Genomic DNA, 18,531 nt, shown 5'->3' on the forward strand with positions numbered 1-18,531 from the left:
TATTTATCTCTGACTATCTCTGTTTGATAAATTATAAAAAAAACCATAAAAAAGCTCTGTGAAATCAAACAGAGCTTTTTTTATTATCAGTATGTTGTACTGTTTATGGCCTATTTTGCCATCTCTTTTAAACGATAAAGTTGTTCTAATGCTTGTCGTGGTGTTAGGGCATCAGGATCGATTTTATCCAACGCTAATTCAATCTCTGAAGGTTCCGCTTCTGTTAATAACATCAGCTGTGATGTTTCAACATGACCAGAGCCGGAGTTGCCTGATAGCATTTCAAGCTCTTTTAATTTTTGCTTAGCTCGACGGATAACTTCTTTTGGAACACCCGCCAATGCAGCAACAGCTAAACCATAGCTTTTACTTGCCGCACCTTCTTGCACACTGTGCATAAAGGCAATTGTGTCACCATGCTCAACTGCGTCTAAGTGAATGTTTGCAGTACCTTCAAGTTTTTCAGGCAGTGTGGTTAATTCAAAATAGTGGGTTGCAAAGAGTGTCATTGCCTTAATTCGATTTGCTAAGTTTTCAGCACAGGCCCAAGCTAGAGATAGCCCATCATAAGTGGATGTACCTCGACCAATCTCATCCATTAAGACCAAGCTGTTTTCAGTCGCATTATGCAAAATATTAGCTGTTTCGGTCATTTCAACCATAAAGGTAGAGCGACCTGAAGCAAGATCATCAGAAGCACCCACACGCGTAAAGATACGATCGACTGGACCAATTAAAGCTTTTTCAGCAGGGACAAAGCTACCAATATAAGCAAGTAAAGTAATTAATGCAGCTTGGCGCATATAAGTACTTTTCCCTCCCATATTAGGGCCTGTAATTATCAGTAAGCGACGTTGAGGTGATAATTGTAATGGATTTGAAATAAAAGGTTCGCTAAGGACTTGTTCAACAACAGGGTGACGTCCCCCAGTGATCAGAATACCTGTTTTCTCACTCAATTCTGGGCGAGTATAATTTAATGATTCAGCACGTTCTGCAAGGTTAGAGAGAACATCTGTTTCAGCTAAAGCCTCAGCACTACTTTGTAATGCTGCAAGGTGAGGTAATAGCTTTTCAAAAATCTCTTCATAAAGCATTTTTTCGATAGCTAATGCCTTACCTTTAGAGGTTAATACCTTGTCTTCATACTCTTTTAATTCAGGGATGATGTAACGTTCAGCATTTTTCAACGTTTGACGACGAACATAGTGCATAGGCACTAAATTGCTTTGCCCACGACTGACTTGAATGTAATAGCCATGTACACCATTAAAGCCAACTTTAAGTGTATCAATACCCCATTTCTCACGTTCACGAATTTCAAGTTTATCAAGGTAATCACTTGCGCCATCGGCTAATGCGCGCCATTCGTCTAATTCGGCATTATAACCAGAGGCAATAACACCTCCGTCACGTACTAATACAGGTGGTGTTTCAACAATGGCATGTTCAAGTAATTCACATAATTCATCAAACTGGCTAATGCGCTTTTGTAATTCTTTAATGTAAGGCATATCGGCTTGTTCAAGCACTTGATGAATATCGTGATATTGCTGAAATGCATGACGCATACGGGAGAGATCACGAGGACGAGCTGATCGTAACGCTAAACGGGCTAATACGCGTTCTAAATCACCGACTTGGCGTAAAAAAGGCTGTAACTCAAAATAGAGCGGTTGTAATGCACTAATTGCATCTTGGCGTTTGATAAGTTGTTCACGTTGGCGTAATGGCGAATGTATCCAACGTTTTAGCATACGACTGCCCATCGGGGTAACGCAAAGGTCGAGTACAGATGCCAATGTGTTATCAGTGCCCCCTGCTAGATTTTGTGTTAATTCGAGATTACGACGAGTTGCGGCATCTAAAATAATTGAATCTTGAGGGCGTTCCATCGTGATGCTACGGATATGAGGGAGTGCAGTGCGCTGTGTATCTTTCACATATTGTAATAAGCACCCAGCGGCGCAGAGTGCTAAATGTGCATTTTCAACACCAAAACCTGTTAAATCACGAGTACCAAATTGCAGATTCAGTTGTTGTTTTGCTGTTTCTGGTTCAAATTCCCAAATAGGGCGACGGCGTAGACCTTGCTGGCGCTCAATAAGAGCCATTGACTCAAAGGTTTCTGGATAGAGCAATTCGGCTGGGTGGGTGCGTTGTAATTCGGCAATCATGCTTTCACTATCTGGCATTTCAGTAACACGAAAACGACCTGATGTGATATCTAACGTTGCATAGCCAAAAGCACCATTTTTGTCTTGCCAAATTGCGGCTAAAAGGTTGTCTTGACGCTCTTCAAGTAAGGCTTCATCAGTCACTGTACCTGGCGTAACAATACGAATAACTTTGCGCTCAACAGGACCTTTACTTGTTGCAGGATCACCAATTTGTTCACAAATGGCGACAGACTCGCCTAATTGCACCAATTTAGCGAGATAGTTCTCAACGGCGTGATGAGGAACACCAGCCATAGGAATAGGTTGGCCCGCAGACTGACCTCGTTTTGTTAATGAAATATCTAATAAGCGAGAGGCTTTTTTAGCATCATCAAAAAACAGTTCATAAAAGTCACCCATACGATAAAACAGTAAGATTTCAGGATGCTCTGCTTTAAGCTTAAGATACTGCTGCATCATTGGTGTGTGGGAGTCTAAATGTTGAATGTCAGTCATGTTGTTGTCTGTCTTAACGTATTGAATTTTGAGTTATTTGTGAAAATCTGTTGTTACACTGCATTTCGTTCTATTTCACAAGCTTTGCACGATCATATCACAAGGTTTCAGTCAGTTGTTTTAATGATACAAATATCTTTTTAGACCGAAAGCGAAATAATTTTAATCACTATAATATCGTTGATTAACCCTCAATGACAATTCACATTTTTTCTGAAAACTCTTTAATTATCCGATAGTAAGTATTGATGGAGATAATGTTTTAACGCAATAGTGAGGAAAGATATACGCTTTTTTAAACATAAAATATAAATACGCGGGTCATCAAAGCAAAACAAGATATTTAAGTGCATAACATAAGAAAATCATCCCTTTTGCGGTATAACTCGCATAAAAATAGTTTACTCGTGTTTTTCGATTTTTAAAGCGTGTGAAAAAATTAAGAGTATGTAAGAGTAATAAGGTATCTTATGGATAATAAGACAAAAACAAGCCAGTCATATTTTTATTAATAATAAATATTATGAATTGCTGGATTTTCTTGAAATAAACATAAAGAGTTACAGGAATGCCGCCTCGTATATTATCGCCATTACGTAATACCACTTATACTTTAAGACGTACTTCAGCACCAAACACATCAATTGTATTTAATGCAACAACAGATAATGACAGCAATATTATTTATTGGTTTGTTGATGATGCTTATCTAGGGAATAGTACAAAATCAGCGCTCAATAGAGTGGTATCCCAAAGAGAGTAGTCGCTATCGTATTCGCGCAGTAGATGATAAAGGAAGAGCGGATACACGAAATATTCGTGTTGATATTATTGGTGTGATTAACAAACAAGAAATCGAAGCACATTAATATTGGCGTTAAAGTTTGTAGGTTTTACTTAATGATTATCTTAACACTAAAATATTAATTTCTATCGTTATCTTATTCTGACTATTAACTCACTATATTGTTGCGAGATAATTATTAGGTAAAATATTGAAAAATTTATTTTATCTTGTGAGCAAGGAAGAAATAATCAACATGAAAACTAGAATTCTAAAATTAGCTTTATTAAGCGCATTAGCATTACCTTTAGTGGGATGTGGTGGTGGAACACCGACTTGTGACAGCTCAGAAGCAAAAGGCTTAGTCATTGATATTACAAAAGATGAACTTCGTGATCAAAAAATGGCTGCTGTGATCGATCAAATAAAGATCAAAGTAGAAAGCGTGCGTACTCGTGAACATGATGAGAAAAGAGATACTTACTCATGTGCTGCGGAACTTTCTTTTGAAGGTAAAGGCGGCAAAAATTCAATTCCGATTACTTATACCATTGAAAGCACCGATGACGGCAAAGAATTTTACGTTAATGTTTTCGGTTTATAATTGATCCAGAGAAAAAACCATAATAAAAAAGTAGATATATAAGTAACAAGCCTATATATCTACTTGTAATAAATTACGCTAGATCATCTAGAAATTCAGGTGATGGAACAAAGAATAATGTACCTGTTACAGGGGTACTGAATTTAAGTAATTTATCGGTATGGCCTTCAGGTGTGCCTGCAAACATATTTTCTAACATACGGTTAGTTGTTGAAAAATAACGCGCATAACCAATAAAGTAAGTACCATATTCATTTCTAGATGGATTGGAAAAAGGCATATTGGCTCTGACAATTTTTAAATCTTCGCCGTTCTCATCTTGAATATTGGTTACAACATTATGTGAACCGGGTTCTTTTTCTTCATCGGTTAACTCCACATCATTGAATTTGTGTCTACCAATGACTTTTTCTTGTTCGATAAGGGGCTGTTTTTCCCATGCTTCCATATCGTGAATATATTTTTGTACAAAGGCGTAACTGCCACCTTTAAATTCAGGATCTTCATCGCCAATAACGGCATAAGAAGCACGCTCATCTTCATACTCTGGGTTTTCAGTTCCATCGACAAAACCAATAATAGAACGGCCGTCAAAATATCTAAACCCATGAACTTCATCAACAGGCGTAACAATATTCTTTAGCTTTTGGCTGATGATAGACGCTAATTCGTAGCAGGCTGAAACTTTGAGGGCTCGAATATGGAAAAAGAGATCGCCTGGAGTAGAAACCGCAGTATAAGTGTCACCTTTAATTTCTTTAAAGGTATTTAGCTCTTTGGGTTTTGGCTGATTGGGAAATAATGTAGTCCACGCATTTGCACCGAATCCCATTACACAACTTGTTTCCAATTCAGGAAAACGTGTCCTCATACTACGTATCAAACCAGAAAAATTATTACAAAAATCGATCAGAGTATCGCGGTTTTCAGATGAGTGGGTGAGGTTAAAAACTAAAAAATAAGCATTCTCACAGGGTGATTTCGTAACATCTTGGTATTTCATAGTGATCCCTAAATGACGAATAATAGATGAATAATAATTAAGCTATATTTACAAAATATTGTTTTTTAGTTTTACACCAAAAACCTCTCTATTACAAAGAGAGGGTGAGATTTTTATTTTTATAAGTAACGAGTTTCAATATGATACTCTTTTTTAGAATATAAAATGTGGGCAACAAATATTTATCTAAATGAATTAATTCAATTCTGAGTCTGGAATATCATATTTTATGACAACACGATTTTTATACAATAATTCTGATTTAATTAATTGAGGAAAAGCGCCCACATTGTTTTTAGTGTAAATATCTCGCCAAATTTCATTACAACGATACACATGCTCTCCCTTTTTGATAAAAGAAGAAGATTTCTCATAAATATGATAACGATATTCCCTTGCTTCGCTACAAAGGAGCTCGCCTTCTAACTGATGTTCAGCGACATGTAATCTAATTTGATAATCATAAGGCGTTGGATTATATAAGACTAAATCTACATAGTTATAAAAAATAGCGGCTCCTGAGCCAAAAGGGAGGACTCGTCCTTCATCAGGAAAGGGATCAAAACTGTGATTGGCTTTTTCAATCACTTTTAATTCAGAATGTAGTGCTAACCAATGTATTAAATTACTGGCTTGACAAATTCCACCGCCTACACCTTTTCTTGCTTCACCATAGGAGAGTTGCATGCCATCAATAAAACCTCTTTTATAGCTAGGTTTACCAATTAAATAGCAAAAAGAGAAATACTCTCCCGATTTTATCACGATACCATCTAATGCTTTTTCAACTAATTTAAGATTCGTTATCTTATTGTATTGTAATTGGATATCACTTTCGCCACGGCGACTAATTAATTTAGATGTGTGTTTTAGATAACGGTGTGAAAGCCGATGTTCTGGTTGAACGTCTCTGCTGTATTTTCGATTTGAAAATCGCCAACTAAGAGAGCGAAATAAACGACGTTGTGCCACTCTCAAAGTATAAAGAATAGGGTGATAAGACGAGAGTGTTCTACGCATAAAATCCTTTTAAACAATAGTTAATAGAAAGAGATAAACGTGAGTATGATAACGATTGAATGAGTGTATTGATACGCCGATATCCTTAAAATAATAGAGCTAAGAATTTAGCCAATAAATTTATTTATTGATATCTTTCGTTAAAATTTGAGCTTGAGATTGTAAAACAGATAAAAAATTCTTAGTGGCTGGAGAGATATACTTTTCTTTATGATAAAAGTAACGAATGCCTCGGCTAAATTGGATATCATCAAATGCAATTTCACATAAAAGACCTGATTTTAATTCTTGCATAATAGACAAACGAGATAAAATTGAGACTCCTAAACCGTGAATAACCCCCTGTTTTATTCCTTCCAAGCTATTTATTTCCATCACATTTTTGAGTTCTTTATTATTTTCTTGGATCCTATCTAATAAAAAATCACGGGTAGCAGAGTGCTCTGGTTTGATCAGAAAAACTTCTGAGGCAATATCAGAAAATCTGCAATGTTTCTTTTTTGACAGCCAATGTTCAGGTGAACAAATAAGCACTAAGGGATCGATAAGAAAGGTATCAAGATGATATTCCGTCGGATCTAAATAGATATGATCTGACATGATCAAAAATTCTAATTCTTGGGTATCAAGTTTATGGATAAGTTGTGTTGAGCTTGAAATATCCATACTTAATTTCACATCTGGATACTGTTCTCTAAATTGCGCCATAATTTGAGGTAATAGGTAAACGCCAACAAAATGGCTAGCGCCAAACTTAATTTCACCTTTAGAGGGATCATCAAATTGTCGCATATGCTCAGAAGAGGATTTTACTAAATTAATAATTTGGGTTGCGTACTGCTGATAAACCTTACCTTGAGGCGTTAAATAAAGCCGATTATTGATCCTTTCAAACAATGTTGTTTGCAATTCTTCTTCTAGTTTTCTGATTTTAATACTGACACTTGGTTGAGTGCAGAATAGACGCTCTGCGGTTTCAGTAACATTAAAACCGTTGGCAAGTAGTAGAAAAGCATCAAGTTGGCTTAAATTCATCTCAGCACCATAAATTATTTTTATAGTTATAATATATTAATACAATTATCTTTATACCTCAATATTTCTATACTGAACTTCCTACCCTACACATTAAGAGGAATCGGTTATGGAAAAGACTGCGAAGCGAGATGACATCGCTAAACCAGCGCCATCATCACCAAAACAAAACGGTAAGAAAATAACCTTAAAAACAATAGGAATACCTTTAGCTTTATTGGTATTACTCGTTTTATTTTTTATGCCAACACCCGATGGATTAAGTATTGAAGGGCAAAAAGCCATTGCTATTTTTTGTGCCGCGTTAATTTTATGGGTGTGTGGATCTTTACCCATTTATTTAACCTCAATGCTCGTTATTGTCTTACTTCCAATAACGGGCACTGTTGCAAAAGAGAAAGTGGTTTTCGGTACATTAGGTTATGACGTTATTTGGTTGATGGTTTCAGCATTTGTTTTAACGTCCGCCATGATCAAATCGAATATTGCCAGACGCTTTGCTCTATGGATGATCACCAAATTTGGGCAAACACCCAAAAAAGCGTTATTTGTCCTTATTTTAATTAACTTCAGCTTAGTTTTCTTTGTTCCCTCAACGACTGCACGCGCGACATTAATGGTGCCTATTTGTATGATCTTATTAGAGATACATAAGGCAATTCCTGGAAAAAGTAATTACGGGAAATTAATGATGTTGCAAGGCGTACAAGCTGATGCTTTGGCAACATCCGGTGTAATGACGGGAACTGCGGCTAATATTATTGCAGTTGGATTTATCAATTCACAAGCCGGTGGTTCTATTGGTTATATGGATTGGTTAATTGCTTCTTTCCCATTAGCTATTGTTGGTATGACTATCTCCTTTTTTATTGGATTAAAATTATTCTCTTTTAAGGGGGAAGTGGATTTTGAAGGTTCGCTAGAGAAATTAAAAAAAGAACGTTCTCAACTTGGTGCATTAACTAAGAATGAGAAAAAAGCCATGTATATCTTTTTAATGGCAGTGTTCTTATGGGCAACCGAAAGTTATCACCAAGATATGTTTGGCTTCAAAATTAGCGTTTATATGACTGCTGTTATTGCTGCCATTCTCTGTCTGATGCCTCGTATTGGCTTATTAACGTGGAATGAAGCCAATATTAAATGGGATCTTATGATATTTGCAGCAGGTGCTTATGCGGCAGGTAATACTTTAGAATCCACACAAGGTGCGCAATGGTTAATTGGTAAAATGGTTTATGGGCTCGGACTCGAAAATATGAGTACGACGATGGTCTATGTTGTTGTTGTCTTTATCTGTATGTATAGCCATTTAATTTTTACGAGTAAAACCGTGAAAACGACCATATTAATTCCAGCCATTATTGCGCTTGCCAAAACATTAGGCATGGATCCGGTAACATTAGCATTAGCCGCGTCATTTACACTCACATATACCATTACATTACCACCACATTCAAAAGTAAATACCATCTATTTTTCAAGTGGTTACTTTAGTGTATTAGACCAAATGAAATATGGATTAATTACCTGTTTTGTTGGTGCATCGGTAATTTCTATTGCGATATTCACTTGGTTCCAAATTCTTGGATATGGTCTTTAAGCCATTAAATTAAGGAATAATAATGAGACTAATTTTATTAAGACACGGTGAAACCTTATGGAATATGGAATCACGCTTACAAGGACATGCTAATTCTTGTTTATCACCAAAAGGCATTAATCAAGCAATGGCGATAAAAGAGAGTATTAAATTGTTATCACCCGCTAGGATTATTACGTCAGATTTAGGGCGAACAGTACAAACCGCAGAAATTGTCGGTCATCCCGAAGCGGTTAAAGAGCCGTTATTACGTGAGTTAAATATGGGGGAATGGACAGGACAGCGAAAACCAGAACTCATAAGACATCATGCAGATAAATACAAAAATTGGCGAGCAGGAACATATACGCCACCTAAAGGTGAAAATTGGTTTGATTTTTGTGATCGTATTGGTGCGGCATTAAAGGAATGGGTACATAAAGAAGACAGTGATTTATTAGCGGTTGTGCATAGTGGTGTTATTCGTGCAGCCTGCAAAGTATTTTTAAATTTGTCACCTGAGTTTTTATTACCCGCAACACCAGGCACAATAACGATATTTAATTTTGATCTTAATTCTGATAAAGCGCCAAAATTAGAAGCCTATAATATTGGATCTTATATGCCAGATAAGAATGTCGCTGATTAAGATTAATAAGAAGTGGTTTTCAATTTAATCATCCTGTTTTAAACGTATTTATTATTTAAGGCTAGAATTTAAATCTAGAATTTAAATTTGAAATTTAAATCTGAAATTTAAAATAAGTCACTCCGATATTAAATCAGAGCAAGGGAAACTTTGCTCTGATTTATTGAAATCAAACCATTAAATCCTACCAATATCCCAACACCTTCCACCACATGCTACCAAGGGTTATCCAAACGATAAGGTTAACCACACTCATCACAAATCCCGTTTTCCACCATTCACCTAATGTGGCGTAGCCAGAACCGAAAATAATGGGGGCGGTGCCTGTGCCGTAATGAGTGAGTGACATCATTAATGAAGATGAGAATGCCAAAATAAGCCCTAATAACATTGGTGGTGCGCCAAGGGCTAAACCTGCGGCATAAAAAGCGGCGAACATTGCGGTAATATGAGCAGTAGTACTAGCAAAGAAATAATGAGAATAAACATAAATTAGTACCAGTAATATCATGCCACTGACCCAACTAATACCCATGCTATCAATACTTGCCCCTACACTGAGTGACAACCATTTAATTAATCCTAATTTTCCTAAGAAGGATGCCATCATTACTAATGCAGAGAACCAAACTACTGTATCCCATGCACCTTTGTTTTTTAAAATATCATCCCAATTTAAAACGCCAGTACATAATAAAATCGACAAACCAATAAAGGCTGCTGTTGTTGCATTAACGCTAAATCCATCACCAAATAATAATGCTGGGACACCAGCCCACATGATTAATAACAAGGCGAAGACGGCAAGAGTTATTTTTTCAGGTAATGAAATAGGGCCTAATTGCGCTAAACGCTCTTTGGCAAAATGAGGTGCATTTGGAGTGCGGGTTATTTCAGGCTTATACAGTAGATAAATAACAATAGGCATTAAAATTAATGAAACGATAGCTGGCACAAAAGCCGCAATTGCCCACATAGACCAACTAAGCTCATGTGTAGGATCTGTTTCACTAATAATTAAACTGACAATTAGCGGGTTAGGAGCTGTTGCCGTAATAAACATAGCAGAAGTAATAGGATTTATATTGTAGTTCACTAAAGAGAGGTAACGGCCTATTTTACCACTTGTACCATCTTCCGCTTTAGAGTTAAAACTATCTGAAATTGATCGCATAATGGGGTGAATAATCCCACCCCCTCGTGCGGTATTACTTGGTGTTACAGGAGCTAAGATTGTTTCTGCAATTGCTAATGAATAGGCTATTCCAATGGTTCTTTTACCAAAAAGTGAAATAAAATAATAACCAATTCTAGCGCCGAGTCCCGTTTTATTTAGACTCATTGATACCATAATGGAAATACCAATTAACCAGATAAGATCATTGGAAAATCCACTTAATGCATCACCGATAGCGGCTTTGGTTGAATTAGGATTAGTGACACCTGTAACAGCGACTAATGCGATAGCAATAATAGATACAGCACCGATAGGAAGTGCTTTACCAATAATGGCGGCGATAGTACCGACAAAGAGTGCTAATAAATGCCAAGCATTGGGATCAACCCCCTGTGGTACAGGAACAAGAAACCAGATAATAAGGGTAATAGAAACGGCGATTAATGTAGGTATAGGTCGTAATGGAGTTAATTTATTCATCAGGTTATTCCATTAGGTTGCAGGTTAAATAAATAATCGGAAGTAAAAAGTAAAGCTAATAAGTATTTTTATTGAAGATGATCTTATTAACATATTATTAAATATTCATTGATTGATGTCATAAAAATAAAATTATTTATTAACTTAATTTTAAAATAAGAGATTTTATGTAACTTAATGTTATTGAAATACAGGGTGATTATTTATCTTTATGTTTTTATTGTTGTTTTTTTATTTTTATTATTATAACTAAACATTAATAATAAAAACTAAATTCAATGATAGGTGGAAATAAAATATAATTATGGTATGTAATTTTATCTCATATCACATTTATAATATTAAATTAATAAGATTATAACGGATTGTGTTACTATTCTCGGTCGCCTTTATTTTATTAACCTATGTGATTATAATGTCATTAACAATAGCTGAATAATGGTAAATAATATTTACAATTATTTTTTGCCATAATATCGAGATCTGAAACAATTCAGCTAAATATTGAAAATAACCTAATAGGTGATACACAATGAAGTACGATTTAAATGATCTCTACTATTTTGTGAAAGTCGTTGAGTTTGGCGGTTTTTCTCAAGCGGCAGAAACATTAGGTATACCTAAATCTAAACTAAGTCGTCGTATCGCTGATTTGGAACAGAAACTCAATGTCTCTTTGATTTATCGTTCTACACGTCAATTTCATGTCACTAAAATCGGGCAGACATTTTATCAGCAGTGTAAAAATGTGGTTGCAGAAGCTGAAATAGCGGAAGAAATTATTTATTCGGTACAAGGGCACCCACATGGCACCATTAAACTCTCGTGTCCTGTCGCATTATTACAAATTTATATTCAAGATATTTTAGTCGATTTTATGGAAAAATATCCAGATATTAATATTCAGATCTTAGCCATTAATCGACCTGTTGATGTAATTAGTGAAGGCCTTGATTTAGCTTTACGAGTAAGAGCATTACCGCTAGATGATTCAGGTTTAACAATGAAAATTCTAGGCTATTCTCGACGTGTTCTAGTTGCCAGTCCCCTGTTATTTGAAGGGCAAGAGCTTCCTGATTCACCAGAACAACTTGCAGATTATCCTATTTTGGCAAATAGCGAACACTCACAACAATACACACTTACGTTGACTCATGAAAATGGTACGGTTTCCACACAACACGTAACGCCGAAATTAGCGACAACAGATGTTATTACGCTTTATAAAGCAACATTAAAAGGATTAGGAATAGCGCGATTACCACTGAGTGTGGTTGAAAAAGAATTACAAGACGGCACGCTAATTGAAGTGTTGCCAAATTGGCGTTTTCCTAAAGATGTTATTCATGCAGTTTATCCGTCAAGAAAAGGGTTATTACCTGCTATTCAGGTGTTGCTGGAATACCTTGCTGATAATATGTTGCCATTGAAAGAGTAGAACAATATAAAAACGGCTCCGAATATTAAAGGGAGCCGTTTGAATGTTTATTGCTTTATACCGTATTTAAAAAAGTGTTACTCATTAGGAATACGACCAAATTTACCTTGGTTAAAATCATCAATGGCCTGTCTGATTTGTGCTTCGCTATTCATCACAAAAGGACCATAACCTACAACAGGCTCATTAATAGGCTCACCACTGAGATATAAGACGATAGCATCATCTTCAATCGCTTCAAGATTAACAGTACCACCTTCATTATCTAAAATAACCAAATCACCTGTTTGTAATTGGGTCTGATTATCAAGATAAACACTACCGTGTAGAACGACTAAGCCAACATAGCGATCTTTCTTGGTCGGCAGCGTCACTGATTTTGTGCTTTTTAATTGGAGATCCCACACATCTACAGGTGAAAAGGTTTTTGCTGCGCCATCTGTATCATGATAATTCCCAGCAATAACGCGCAATTGACCCGCGTTATCTGCCAAAGGAAGTACAGGGATCGCGCTTTCTTTTAATAACTGATAGCCAGCAGGTGCTGATTTAGCCTCAGATGGAAGGTTAACCCACAACTGCACCATATCTAACACACCGCCTTCTTTAGTAAATGCATCAGAATGATATTCTTGATGTAAAATACCTGAAGCAGCGGTCATCCACTGCACATCACCTGGACCGATTACGCCACCTTCTCCAGTGGAATCATGGTGTGCAACTTCACCTTTATAAACGATAGTGACCGTTTCAAATCCGCGGTGAGGGTGTTCACCGACACCACGATTATGTCCTTGAGATGCAGGAAAATCAGTAGGGCCAGCTCTATCTAAAAGTAAAAATGGGTTTAAATATTTACCATGATTACCATAACTAAAGAGTGAGCGAACATGAAAACCATCACCAACCCAATGTTGACGAGGTGCTTTATAAATACCTATGATCTTTTTCATAAAATGTTCCTATAAAATGTCTATAGGTGCTATTTTAGAACGACTAATATATTTAAGTAGTATCAAAATTAGATTTCATCATCCTAAAAATAGAACAATAATAAAATGTTTCAGTGTTCTATTTTTAGAATAGTGTTTATCAGAATTGCTACTACCGAGCTTTTAATTAATTGACTATTGTTTATTACAGCAGAAGAGAAACGATATAAAAATATTTTTCCCTAATATTTTTCTCTAATATTTTTCTTCAATCATGTTAATAATCAACTTTATTAATTAAAAGGAATAAACAAATGAGCACTCCAGCAAATTTTAATGGTCAACGCCCTGTAATTAATCCAGAAGATGCTGTTATGTTATTAATTGATCACCAAAGTGGTTTATTTCAAACCGTAGGTGATATGCCAATGACTGAATTACGAGCACGCGCTTCAGTATTAGCGAAAATGGCAACATTAGCTAATATGCCTGTTATTACAACTGCTTCTGTACCACAAGGCCCTAATGGTCCATTAATTCCTGAAATTCATCAAAATGCACCTCATGCAAAATATATTGCACGTAAAGGTGAAATTAACGCTTGGGATAATCCTGAGTTTGTTGAAGCTGTTAAAGCAACAGGTAAAAAGCAATTAATTATCGCGGGTACTATTACGAGTGTTTGTATGGCATTCCCTGCAATTAGTGCGGTTGCTGAAGGTTATCAAGTCTTTGCAGTGATTGATGCATCAGGTACTTACAGTAAAATGGCTGAAGAAATTACCTTAGCTCGTATTGTTCAAGCGGGTGTAGTACCGATGGACACCGCAGCGGTTGCTTCTGAAATTCAAAAAACATGGAATCGTGCTGATGCCGCTGAATGGGCGCAAGCGTATACTCAGATTTTCCCTGCTTATCAGTTATTAATTGAAAGTTATAGCAAAGCTCAAGACGTATTAAAAAATAACGAAGTTTTAGATTCTCAGCGTTAATTAATTTTAAATTCTCTTTGTTTAAAAATGCCTATAAAGCTTTTTCTTTATGGGCATTATTTTATAAAAATATATTAGGAATCAATAATGAAATTTATTTTACCTGCCGTATTATCCTCATTATTACTTGTGCCGACAGTGCAAGCAAATGAATATAAACTTGAGCCAACACACACTAAGGCTATGTTTTATATTGATCACTTTGGCACTTCGACCAATAGTGGTGGTTTTTATGAGATTGAAGGGGATTTAACTTATTCACCAGAAAAGAATATAGGAAAAATAAATGTTTCTATTCCAGTTAAAACATTAAATACGGGATTAAAGGCATTTGATAATCATGTGAAAAGTGCCGATATTTTAGATGCAGATAAATACCTAACAATTCAGTTTTCTTCAACACAATGGCATTTTTCTAATAATAAGCCTACATCTATTGATGGGTTATTAACAATGAAAGGGAAAACACTGCCAATTCATTTAACAGCAACTAAATTTAATTGTTATGAAAGCCCTGTATTTAATGCACCTGTTTGTGGGGGAGATTTTGAAACAACCATTAAACGTTCAGATTGGGGCGTAGACTTTTTAGTCAAAGAAGGAATGGCGGATAATATGACATTAAAAATTCAAGTTGAAGCTATTAAGCAGTAACTTAAGTTATATATTAAATATTCTTTCTATTTTAAAAGCCTTATTAAATAAAAGGCTTTTTTGTTTTTTATAAAATTAAATACAATTGAAAATAAAGATTAACTTAAAAATTTAACAAAGGAAAATAGCCTTTTTTATTTATTGATAATAATTATTTATTGTTGTATGTTATAAAATTGTAACTTGATAATTGGTTGTCTTTGTTTTATTTGAAGTTTGTATTCCATTGATTGTTTCTTATTCGTTAAATTCCTCTATGAAGTTTTAGGTTTTATCCTTAAATTAATAAGCTTTCCTCATCATAATTTATTTAATAAATATCGTTCGATTAAATAAAAATTTTTTACAATAAGTAAGTGTGACTTCTGTCACTCTACATTTCGATATTTCTTCAGTATGTTTATATACAGAGATTAGAAATTAATAAATCAGACATTTATTTATATTGCTTAATAAATTAAGCAAATAGGCTTCTTATTATCAAAAAAACGAAATGCAAATAGATATGTGCTGTTACATATATTAAATGCGTTAAGGATATCATAATGATCCATGCTTTTATTAAAAAAGGGAGCTTTCAGGATTCAGTAAGCCTGATGATTATTTCCCGAAAATTAAGTGAAGCCCCAGAGGTGGAAGAAATTTCCGTCATGATGGGAACACCAGCGAATAAATCTCTTCTCGATGTCACCGGTTTCTGGCACGACATGTTTAACGAAGCCACACCGAATGACATTTGTGTTTCGATTAAAGCGGAATCAGACGATCCTTCCATTATCGATATGATTTCTACGGCATTAGAGGAAGCACTGGCAGAGATAGCCAGTGGTCAAAAAGGTGGTAACAAATTAACGACAGTGCGTAGCTGGCGTACCGCTAAACAAAAAAGCACGAATGCCAATATGTTACTTATCTCTATTGCGGGGGAATATGCGGCTGAATTAGCTGATACCGGTTTAGAAGATGGCTGTAACGTTATGCTGTTCTCTGACAACGTTTCTATCGCAGATGAAAAAGCATTAAAAGAAAAAGCAGCTGCAAAAGGTCTGATTGTGATGGGGCCTGACTGTGGTACTGCGAATATTGCGGGTGCTCCTCTTGCTTTCGCGAATATTGCACCTAAAGGTTCAATAGGTATTGTGGGCGCATCAGGTACTGGTATTCAAGAAATCACCTCACAGATTGTTTTACAGCGCCAAGGTATTTCTCACTCCATTGGTTTAGGTGGGCGTGATTTAACTGAGCAAATTGGTGGCATCAGTGCAATAACAGCTATCAATATGCTGGCTGCTGATCCTAATACTCGAGTTATTGCTTTTGTTTCTAAGCCACCAGCGCCAGCTGTTCGCCAAAAAATCATTGCTGAAATGAAACGCCATAACAAACCGATTGTGGCTCAATTCTTAGGAACAAAACCTGAGAAATTCCAAGACGACAATATCTATTTCACTCGCACTTTAGATGAAACTGCACGTATTGCGGCTGAATTAGCTCGTGTTGAAGATATTGCCGCGGAATTACCAAAAGTAGCAGGTAAGAAAATCATTGGTCTTTATGCCGGTGGTACGTTAGCGGCTGAGTGCGCCATGTTGTTATCTGAAAAACTCAATGTTGAAGTCGATAACGAGCATAAACAAGGCACGATGCTAGATGCTGATGGTCACAAAATTATCGATATGGGTGATGACTTCTATACACAGGGTAAACCACACCCAATGATTGACCCATCTACACGTAACAAATTTATCAGTGAGCTAAGTAATAAAACTGAAGCGGGCGTGTTACTGGTTGATTTTGTTATTGGTTATGGCGCAACTCAAGATCCAGCTGGCGCGTTAATTCAGGAAATCAAAAAACTGAATGAGAAACGTGGCGAAGCAAATCCACTGATCACTATCGCAACTATCACGGGTACTGAAGACGATCCACAAAACCGTAGCGAACAGCAAAAACAGCTAAAAGAAGCGGGCATTATTGTGATGGATACGTTGCCAGAAGCCGTTTTATTAGCCAAAGAATTAATCCAGCCTCATCCAGCAGAAGCACATGCTGAAGTGTCGCCACTGCTTAACGGGATCTCTGTGATCAACGCAGGATTACGTAGCTTTGCAGACGATCTGCAATCAAGTGGCACCCCCGTTGTTCATTATCAGTGGGCACCTGTCGCAGGTGGCAATAAAAAACTGGCTGAAATATTAAAGAAATTGAAATAAGGAATTGCAGATATGTACTCAACTATCGAACAAGCGAATGAAGCAGTTATCGAACGTATCCGTGAAGCCCGTCCTCACTGGTGTGATGTTAGCTTAGCAAAAGAAGTTGTTCCTGCTTTAGAGACAGGTAAAAAATTACTTCACGCAGGTCCACCAGTAACTTGGGGGGAAATGAGTGGCCCTGTTCGCGGTGCATGTATCGGTGCTTCTTTATTTGAAGGTTGGGCAGAAACTGAAGAACAAGCATTGGCAATGTTAGAAGCCGGTGAAATTGAGTTTATTCCTTGCCATAACGTGAATGCAGTAGGCCCAATGGGCGGTATTACTTCTGCTCATATGCCAATGCTGGTTATCAAAAACCACATTCATGGTAACTACGCTTACTGCAACATGAACGAAGGTATCGGTAAAGTGATGCGCTTTGGTGCTTACGGTCCAGATGTGCAAGAGCGTTTACATTGGATGCAAAATAGCTTGGCGCCAGTATTAAAAGCAGCGATTGCAACGTTTGAAAACGGTATCGATCTGACGGCAATTATGGGACAAGCAATTACGATGGGTGATGAATTCCACCAACGTAACATCGCCGCATCTGCACTGTTACTGCGCCAGCTTGCACCAGTACTAGGCACTTTAGATTTCGAAGAAGCTGAAATCACAAAAGTAACTAAATTCCTGAGCATTACAGACCAATTCTTCCTGAACTTAGCAATGGCTTACTGTAAGGCTGCGATGGATGCGGGTGCTCAAATCAAGCAAGGTACTATCGTCACTGTAATGACACGTAATGGCAGCAACTTTGGTATCAAAATCAGCGGAATGGGTGACCAATGGTTTACCGCTCCAGTAAATACACCACAAGGTCTGTTCTTCTCAGGCTTTAGTCAAGCAGATGCGAATCCAGATATCGGTGATAGTGCAATCACTGAAACCTTCGGTATTGGTGGCGCAGCAATGGTTGCAGCTCCTGGTGTAACACGCTTTGTTGGGGCATCAGGTGGTATGGATGCGGCGCGTGAAGTGACTGAAGAAATGGCTGAGATCTATCTTGCACGCAACATGATGTTGCAAATTCCAACTTGGGATTTCCAAGGTGCATGTTTAGGTTTAGATGCTCGTCGCGTTGTTGAAACTGGGATCACGCCACTGATTAACACAGGGATTGCACATAAAGAGCCGGGTGTTGGTCAGATTGGTGCTGGTACTGTACGCGCACCTTTAGGTTGCTTTGAAAAAGCAATTGTTGCACTTGCTGAAGAGCTAGGCATCGACGCTTAATCTCGTTTTTTAACG

Annotated in this window: 15 protein-coding genes; 9 read left to right on the top strand and 6 right to left on the bottom strand. The window is 36.8% G+C overall.

The genetic code is table 11. The features are described 5' to 3' along the window. Nucleotides 1–110: 110 nt before the first annotated feature. The gene (gene mutS / locus ABN212_RS15205) at nt 111–2,675 is read right to left on the bottom strand and encodes a DNA mismatch repair protein MutS (protein WP_198620871.1); all 2,565 of its coding nucleotides are present in this window, start codon (nt 2,673–2,675) and stop codon (nt 111–113) included. A 568-nt stretch (nt 2,676–3,243) separates the two neighbouring features. On the opposite strand from mutS, the gene ABN212_RS15210 reads away from it, so the two are divergent. Beyond that, nucleotides 3,244–3,438: a hypothetical protein gene (locus ABN212_RS15210; protein WP_198620870.1), complete on the top strand. Its 195-nt coding sequence runs from the start codon at nt 3,244–3,246 to the stop codon at nt 3,436–3,438. A 277-nt stretch (nt 3,439–3,715) separates the two neighbouring features. Beyond that, complete coding sequence (locus tag ABN212_RS15215; RefSeq protein WP_196533960.1) at nt 3,716–4,063, top strand: hypothetical protein; 348 nt, start codon at nt 3,716–3,718, stop codon at nt 4,061–4,063. 73 nt (nt 4,064–4,136) lie between these two features. Here the strand turns inward: ABN212_RS15215 and ABN212_RS15220 are convergent, their stop codons facing one another. From ABN212_RS15220 to ABN212_RS15230, 3 genes are all read right to left on the bottom strand, one after another. After that, nucleotides 4,137–5,066 carry a Dyp-type peroxidase gene (locus tag ABN212_RS15220; protein ID WP_109371420.1) on the bottom strand — a complete coding sequence of 310 codons (930 nt, stop codon included), beginning with the start codon at nt 5,064–5,066 and terminating at the stop codon, nt 4,137–4,139. Nucleotides 5,067–5,261: 195 nt separating this feature from the next. Further along, nucleotides 5,262–6,086: a VanW family protein gene (locus tag ABN212_RS15225; protein WP_349443383.1), complete on the bottom strand. Its 825-nt coding sequence runs from the start codon at nt 6,084–6,086 to the stop codon at nt 5,262–5,264. Between the two features lie 120 nt (nt 6,087–6,206). Next, nucleotides 6,207–7,121 (bottom strand): LysR family transcriptional regulator, encoded by a 915-nt coding sequence (locus tag ABN212_RS15230; protein WP_198620868.1) that lies wholly within the window; start codon nt 7,119–7,121, stop codon nt 6,207–6,209. Nucleotides 7,122–7,230: 109 nt separating this feature from the next. On the opposite strand from ABN212_RS15230, the gene ABN212_RS15235 reads away from it, so the two are divergent. Then, nucleotides 7,231–8,724 (top strand): SLC13 family permease, encoded by a 1,494-nt coding sequence (locus ABN212_RS15235; RefSeq protein WP_196533963.1) that lies wholly within the window; start codon nt 7,231–7,233, stop codon nt 8,722–8,724. Between the two features lie 22 nt (nt 8,725–8,746). Next, nucleotides 8,747–9,352: a histidine phosphatase family protein gene (locus ABN212_RS15240; RefSeq protein ID WP_109371414.1), complete on the top strand. Its 606-nt coding sequence runs from the start codon at nt 8,747–8,749 to the stop codon at nt 9,350–9,352. A 184-nt stretch (nt 9,353–9,536) separates the two neighbouring features. Here ABN212_RS15240 and ABN212_RS15245 read toward each other — a convergent pair whose 3' ends face one another. Then, nucleotides 9,537–11,009: an anion permease gene (locus tag ABN212_RS15245; RefSeq protein ID WP_196533964.1), complete on the bottom strand. Its 1,473-nt coding sequence runs from the start codon at nt 11,007–11,009 to the stop codon at nt 9,537–9,539. A 532-nt stretch (nt 11,010–11,541) separates the two neighbouring features. On the opposite strand from ABN212_RS15245, the gene ABN212_RS15250 reads away from it, so the two are divergent. After that, complete coding sequence (locus ABN212_RS15250; protein ID WP_349443384.1) at nt 11,542–12,447, top strand: LysR substrate-binding domain-containing protein; 906 nt, start codon at nt 11,542–11,544, stop codon at nt 12,445–12,447. A gap of 77 nt (nt 12,448–12,524) precedes the next feature. Here the strand turns inward: ABN212_RS15250 and ABN212_RS15255 are convergent, their stop codons facing one another. Continuing rightward, nucleotides 12,525–13,400 (bottom strand): pirin family protein, encoded by an 876-nt coding sequence (locus ABN212_RS15255; RefSeq protein ID WP_109371408.1) that lies wholly within the window; start codon nt 13,398–13,400, stop codon nt 12,525–12,527. Nucleotides 13,401–13,693: 293 nt separating this feature from the next. Between ABN212_RS15255 and ABN212_RS15260 the strand changes: the two genes are divergently transcribed. The 4 genes from ABN212_RS15260 to ABN212_RS15275 all read left to right on the top strand — a co-directional run bounded on the left by ABN212_RS15260 (nt 13,694) and on the right by ABN212_RS15275 (nt 18,516). Beyond that, on the top strand, nt 13,694–14,371 hold the full coding sequence (locus tag ABN212_RS15260; protein WP_023582649.1) for a hydrolase: 678 nt from the start codon (nt 13,694–13,696) through the stop codon (nt 14,369–14,371). A gap of 84 nt (nt 14,372–14,455) precedes the next feature. Continuing rightward, complete coding sequence (locus ABN212_RS15265) at nt 14,456–15,025, top strand: YceI family protein (protein ID WP_409339554.1); 570 nt, start codon at nt 14,456–14,458, stop codon at nt 15,023–15,025. A gap of 545 nt (nt 15,026–15,570) precedes the next feature. After that, entirely contained in the window at nt 15,571–17,238 is a 1,668-nt protein-coding gene (locus ABN212_RS15270) for an acyl-CoA synthetase FdrA (RefSeq protein ID WP_198625903.1), read from the top strand. A gap of 12 nt (nt 17,239–17,250) precedes the next feature. Further along, nucleotides 17,251–18,516, top strand: a complete 1,266-nt coding sequence (locus tag ABN212_RS15275; RefSeq protein ID WP_100160111.1) for a DUF1116 domain-containing protein — start codon at nt 17,251–17,253, stop codon at nt 18,514–18,516. The last annotated feature ends 15 nt before the right edge of the window (nt 18,517–18,531 follow it).

This window comes from Proteus genomosp. 6 (assembly GCF_040139785.1).
Lineage (GTDB): Bacteria > Pseudomonadota > Gammaproteobacteria > Enterobacterales > Enterobacteriaceae > Proteus.

What these genes read in the sequence shown, in the direction of transcription:
- mutS (WP_198620871.1), bottom strand. Translation starts at nt 2,675, where the DNA reads ATGACTGACATTCAACATTTAGACTCCCACACACCAATGATGCAGCAG.
- ABN212_RS15210 (WP_198620870.1), top strand. Translation starts at nt 3,244, where the DNA reads ATGCCGCCTCGTATATTATCGCCATTACGTAATACCACTTATACTTTA.
- ABN212_RS15215 (WP_196533960.1), top strand. Translation starts at nt 3,716, where the DNA reads ATGAAAACTAGAATTCTAAAATTAGCTTTATTAAGCGCATTAGCATTA.
- ABN212_RS15220 (WP_109371420.1), bottom strand. Translation starts at nt 5,066, where the DNA reads ATGAAATACCAAGATGTTACGAAATCACCCTGTGAGAATGCTTATTTT.
- ABN212_RS15225 (WP_349443383.1), bottom strand. Translation starts at nt 6,086, where the DNA reads ATGCGTAGAACACTCTCGTCTTATCACCCTATTCTTTATACTTTGAGA.
- ABN212_RS15230 (WP_198620868.1), bottom strand. Translation starts at nt 7,121, where the DNA reads ATGAATTTAAGCCAACTTGATGCTTTTCTACTACTTGCCAACGGTTTT.
- ABN212_RS15235 (WP_196533963.1), top strand. Translation starts at nt 7,231, where the DNA reads ATGGAAAAGACTGCGAAGCGAGATGACATCGCTAAACCAGCGCCATCA.
- ABN212_RS15240 (WP_109371414.1), top strand. Translation starts at nt 8,747, where the DNA reads ATGAGACTAATTTTATTAAGACACGGTGAAACCTTATGGAATATGGAA.
- ABN212_RS15245 (WP_196533964.1), bottom strand. Translation starts at nt 11,009, where the DNA reads ATGAATAAATTAACTCCATTACGACCTATACCTACATTAATCGCCGTT.
- ABN212_RS15250 (WP_349443384.1), top strand. Translation starts at nt 11,542, where the DNA reads ATGAAGTACGATTTAAATGATCTCTACTATTTTGTGAAAGTCGTTGAG.
- ABN212_RS15255 (WP_109371408.1), bottom strand. Translation starts at nt 13,400, where the DNA reads ATGAAAAAGATCATAGGTATTTATAAAGCACCTCGTCAACATTGGGTT.
- ABN212_RS15260 (WP_023582649.1), top strand. Translation starts at nt 13,694, where the DNA reads ATGAGCACTCCAGCAAATTTTAATGGTCAACGCCCTGTAATTAATCCA.
- ABN212_RS15270 (WP_198625903.1), top strand. Translation starts at nt 15,571, where the DNA reads ATGATCCATGCTTTTATTAAAAAAGGGAGCTTTCAGGATTCAGTAAGC.
- ABN212_RS15275 (WP_100160111.1), top strand. Translation starts at nt 17,251, where the DNA reads ATGTACTCAACTATCGAACAAGCGAATGAAGCAGTTATCGAACGTATC.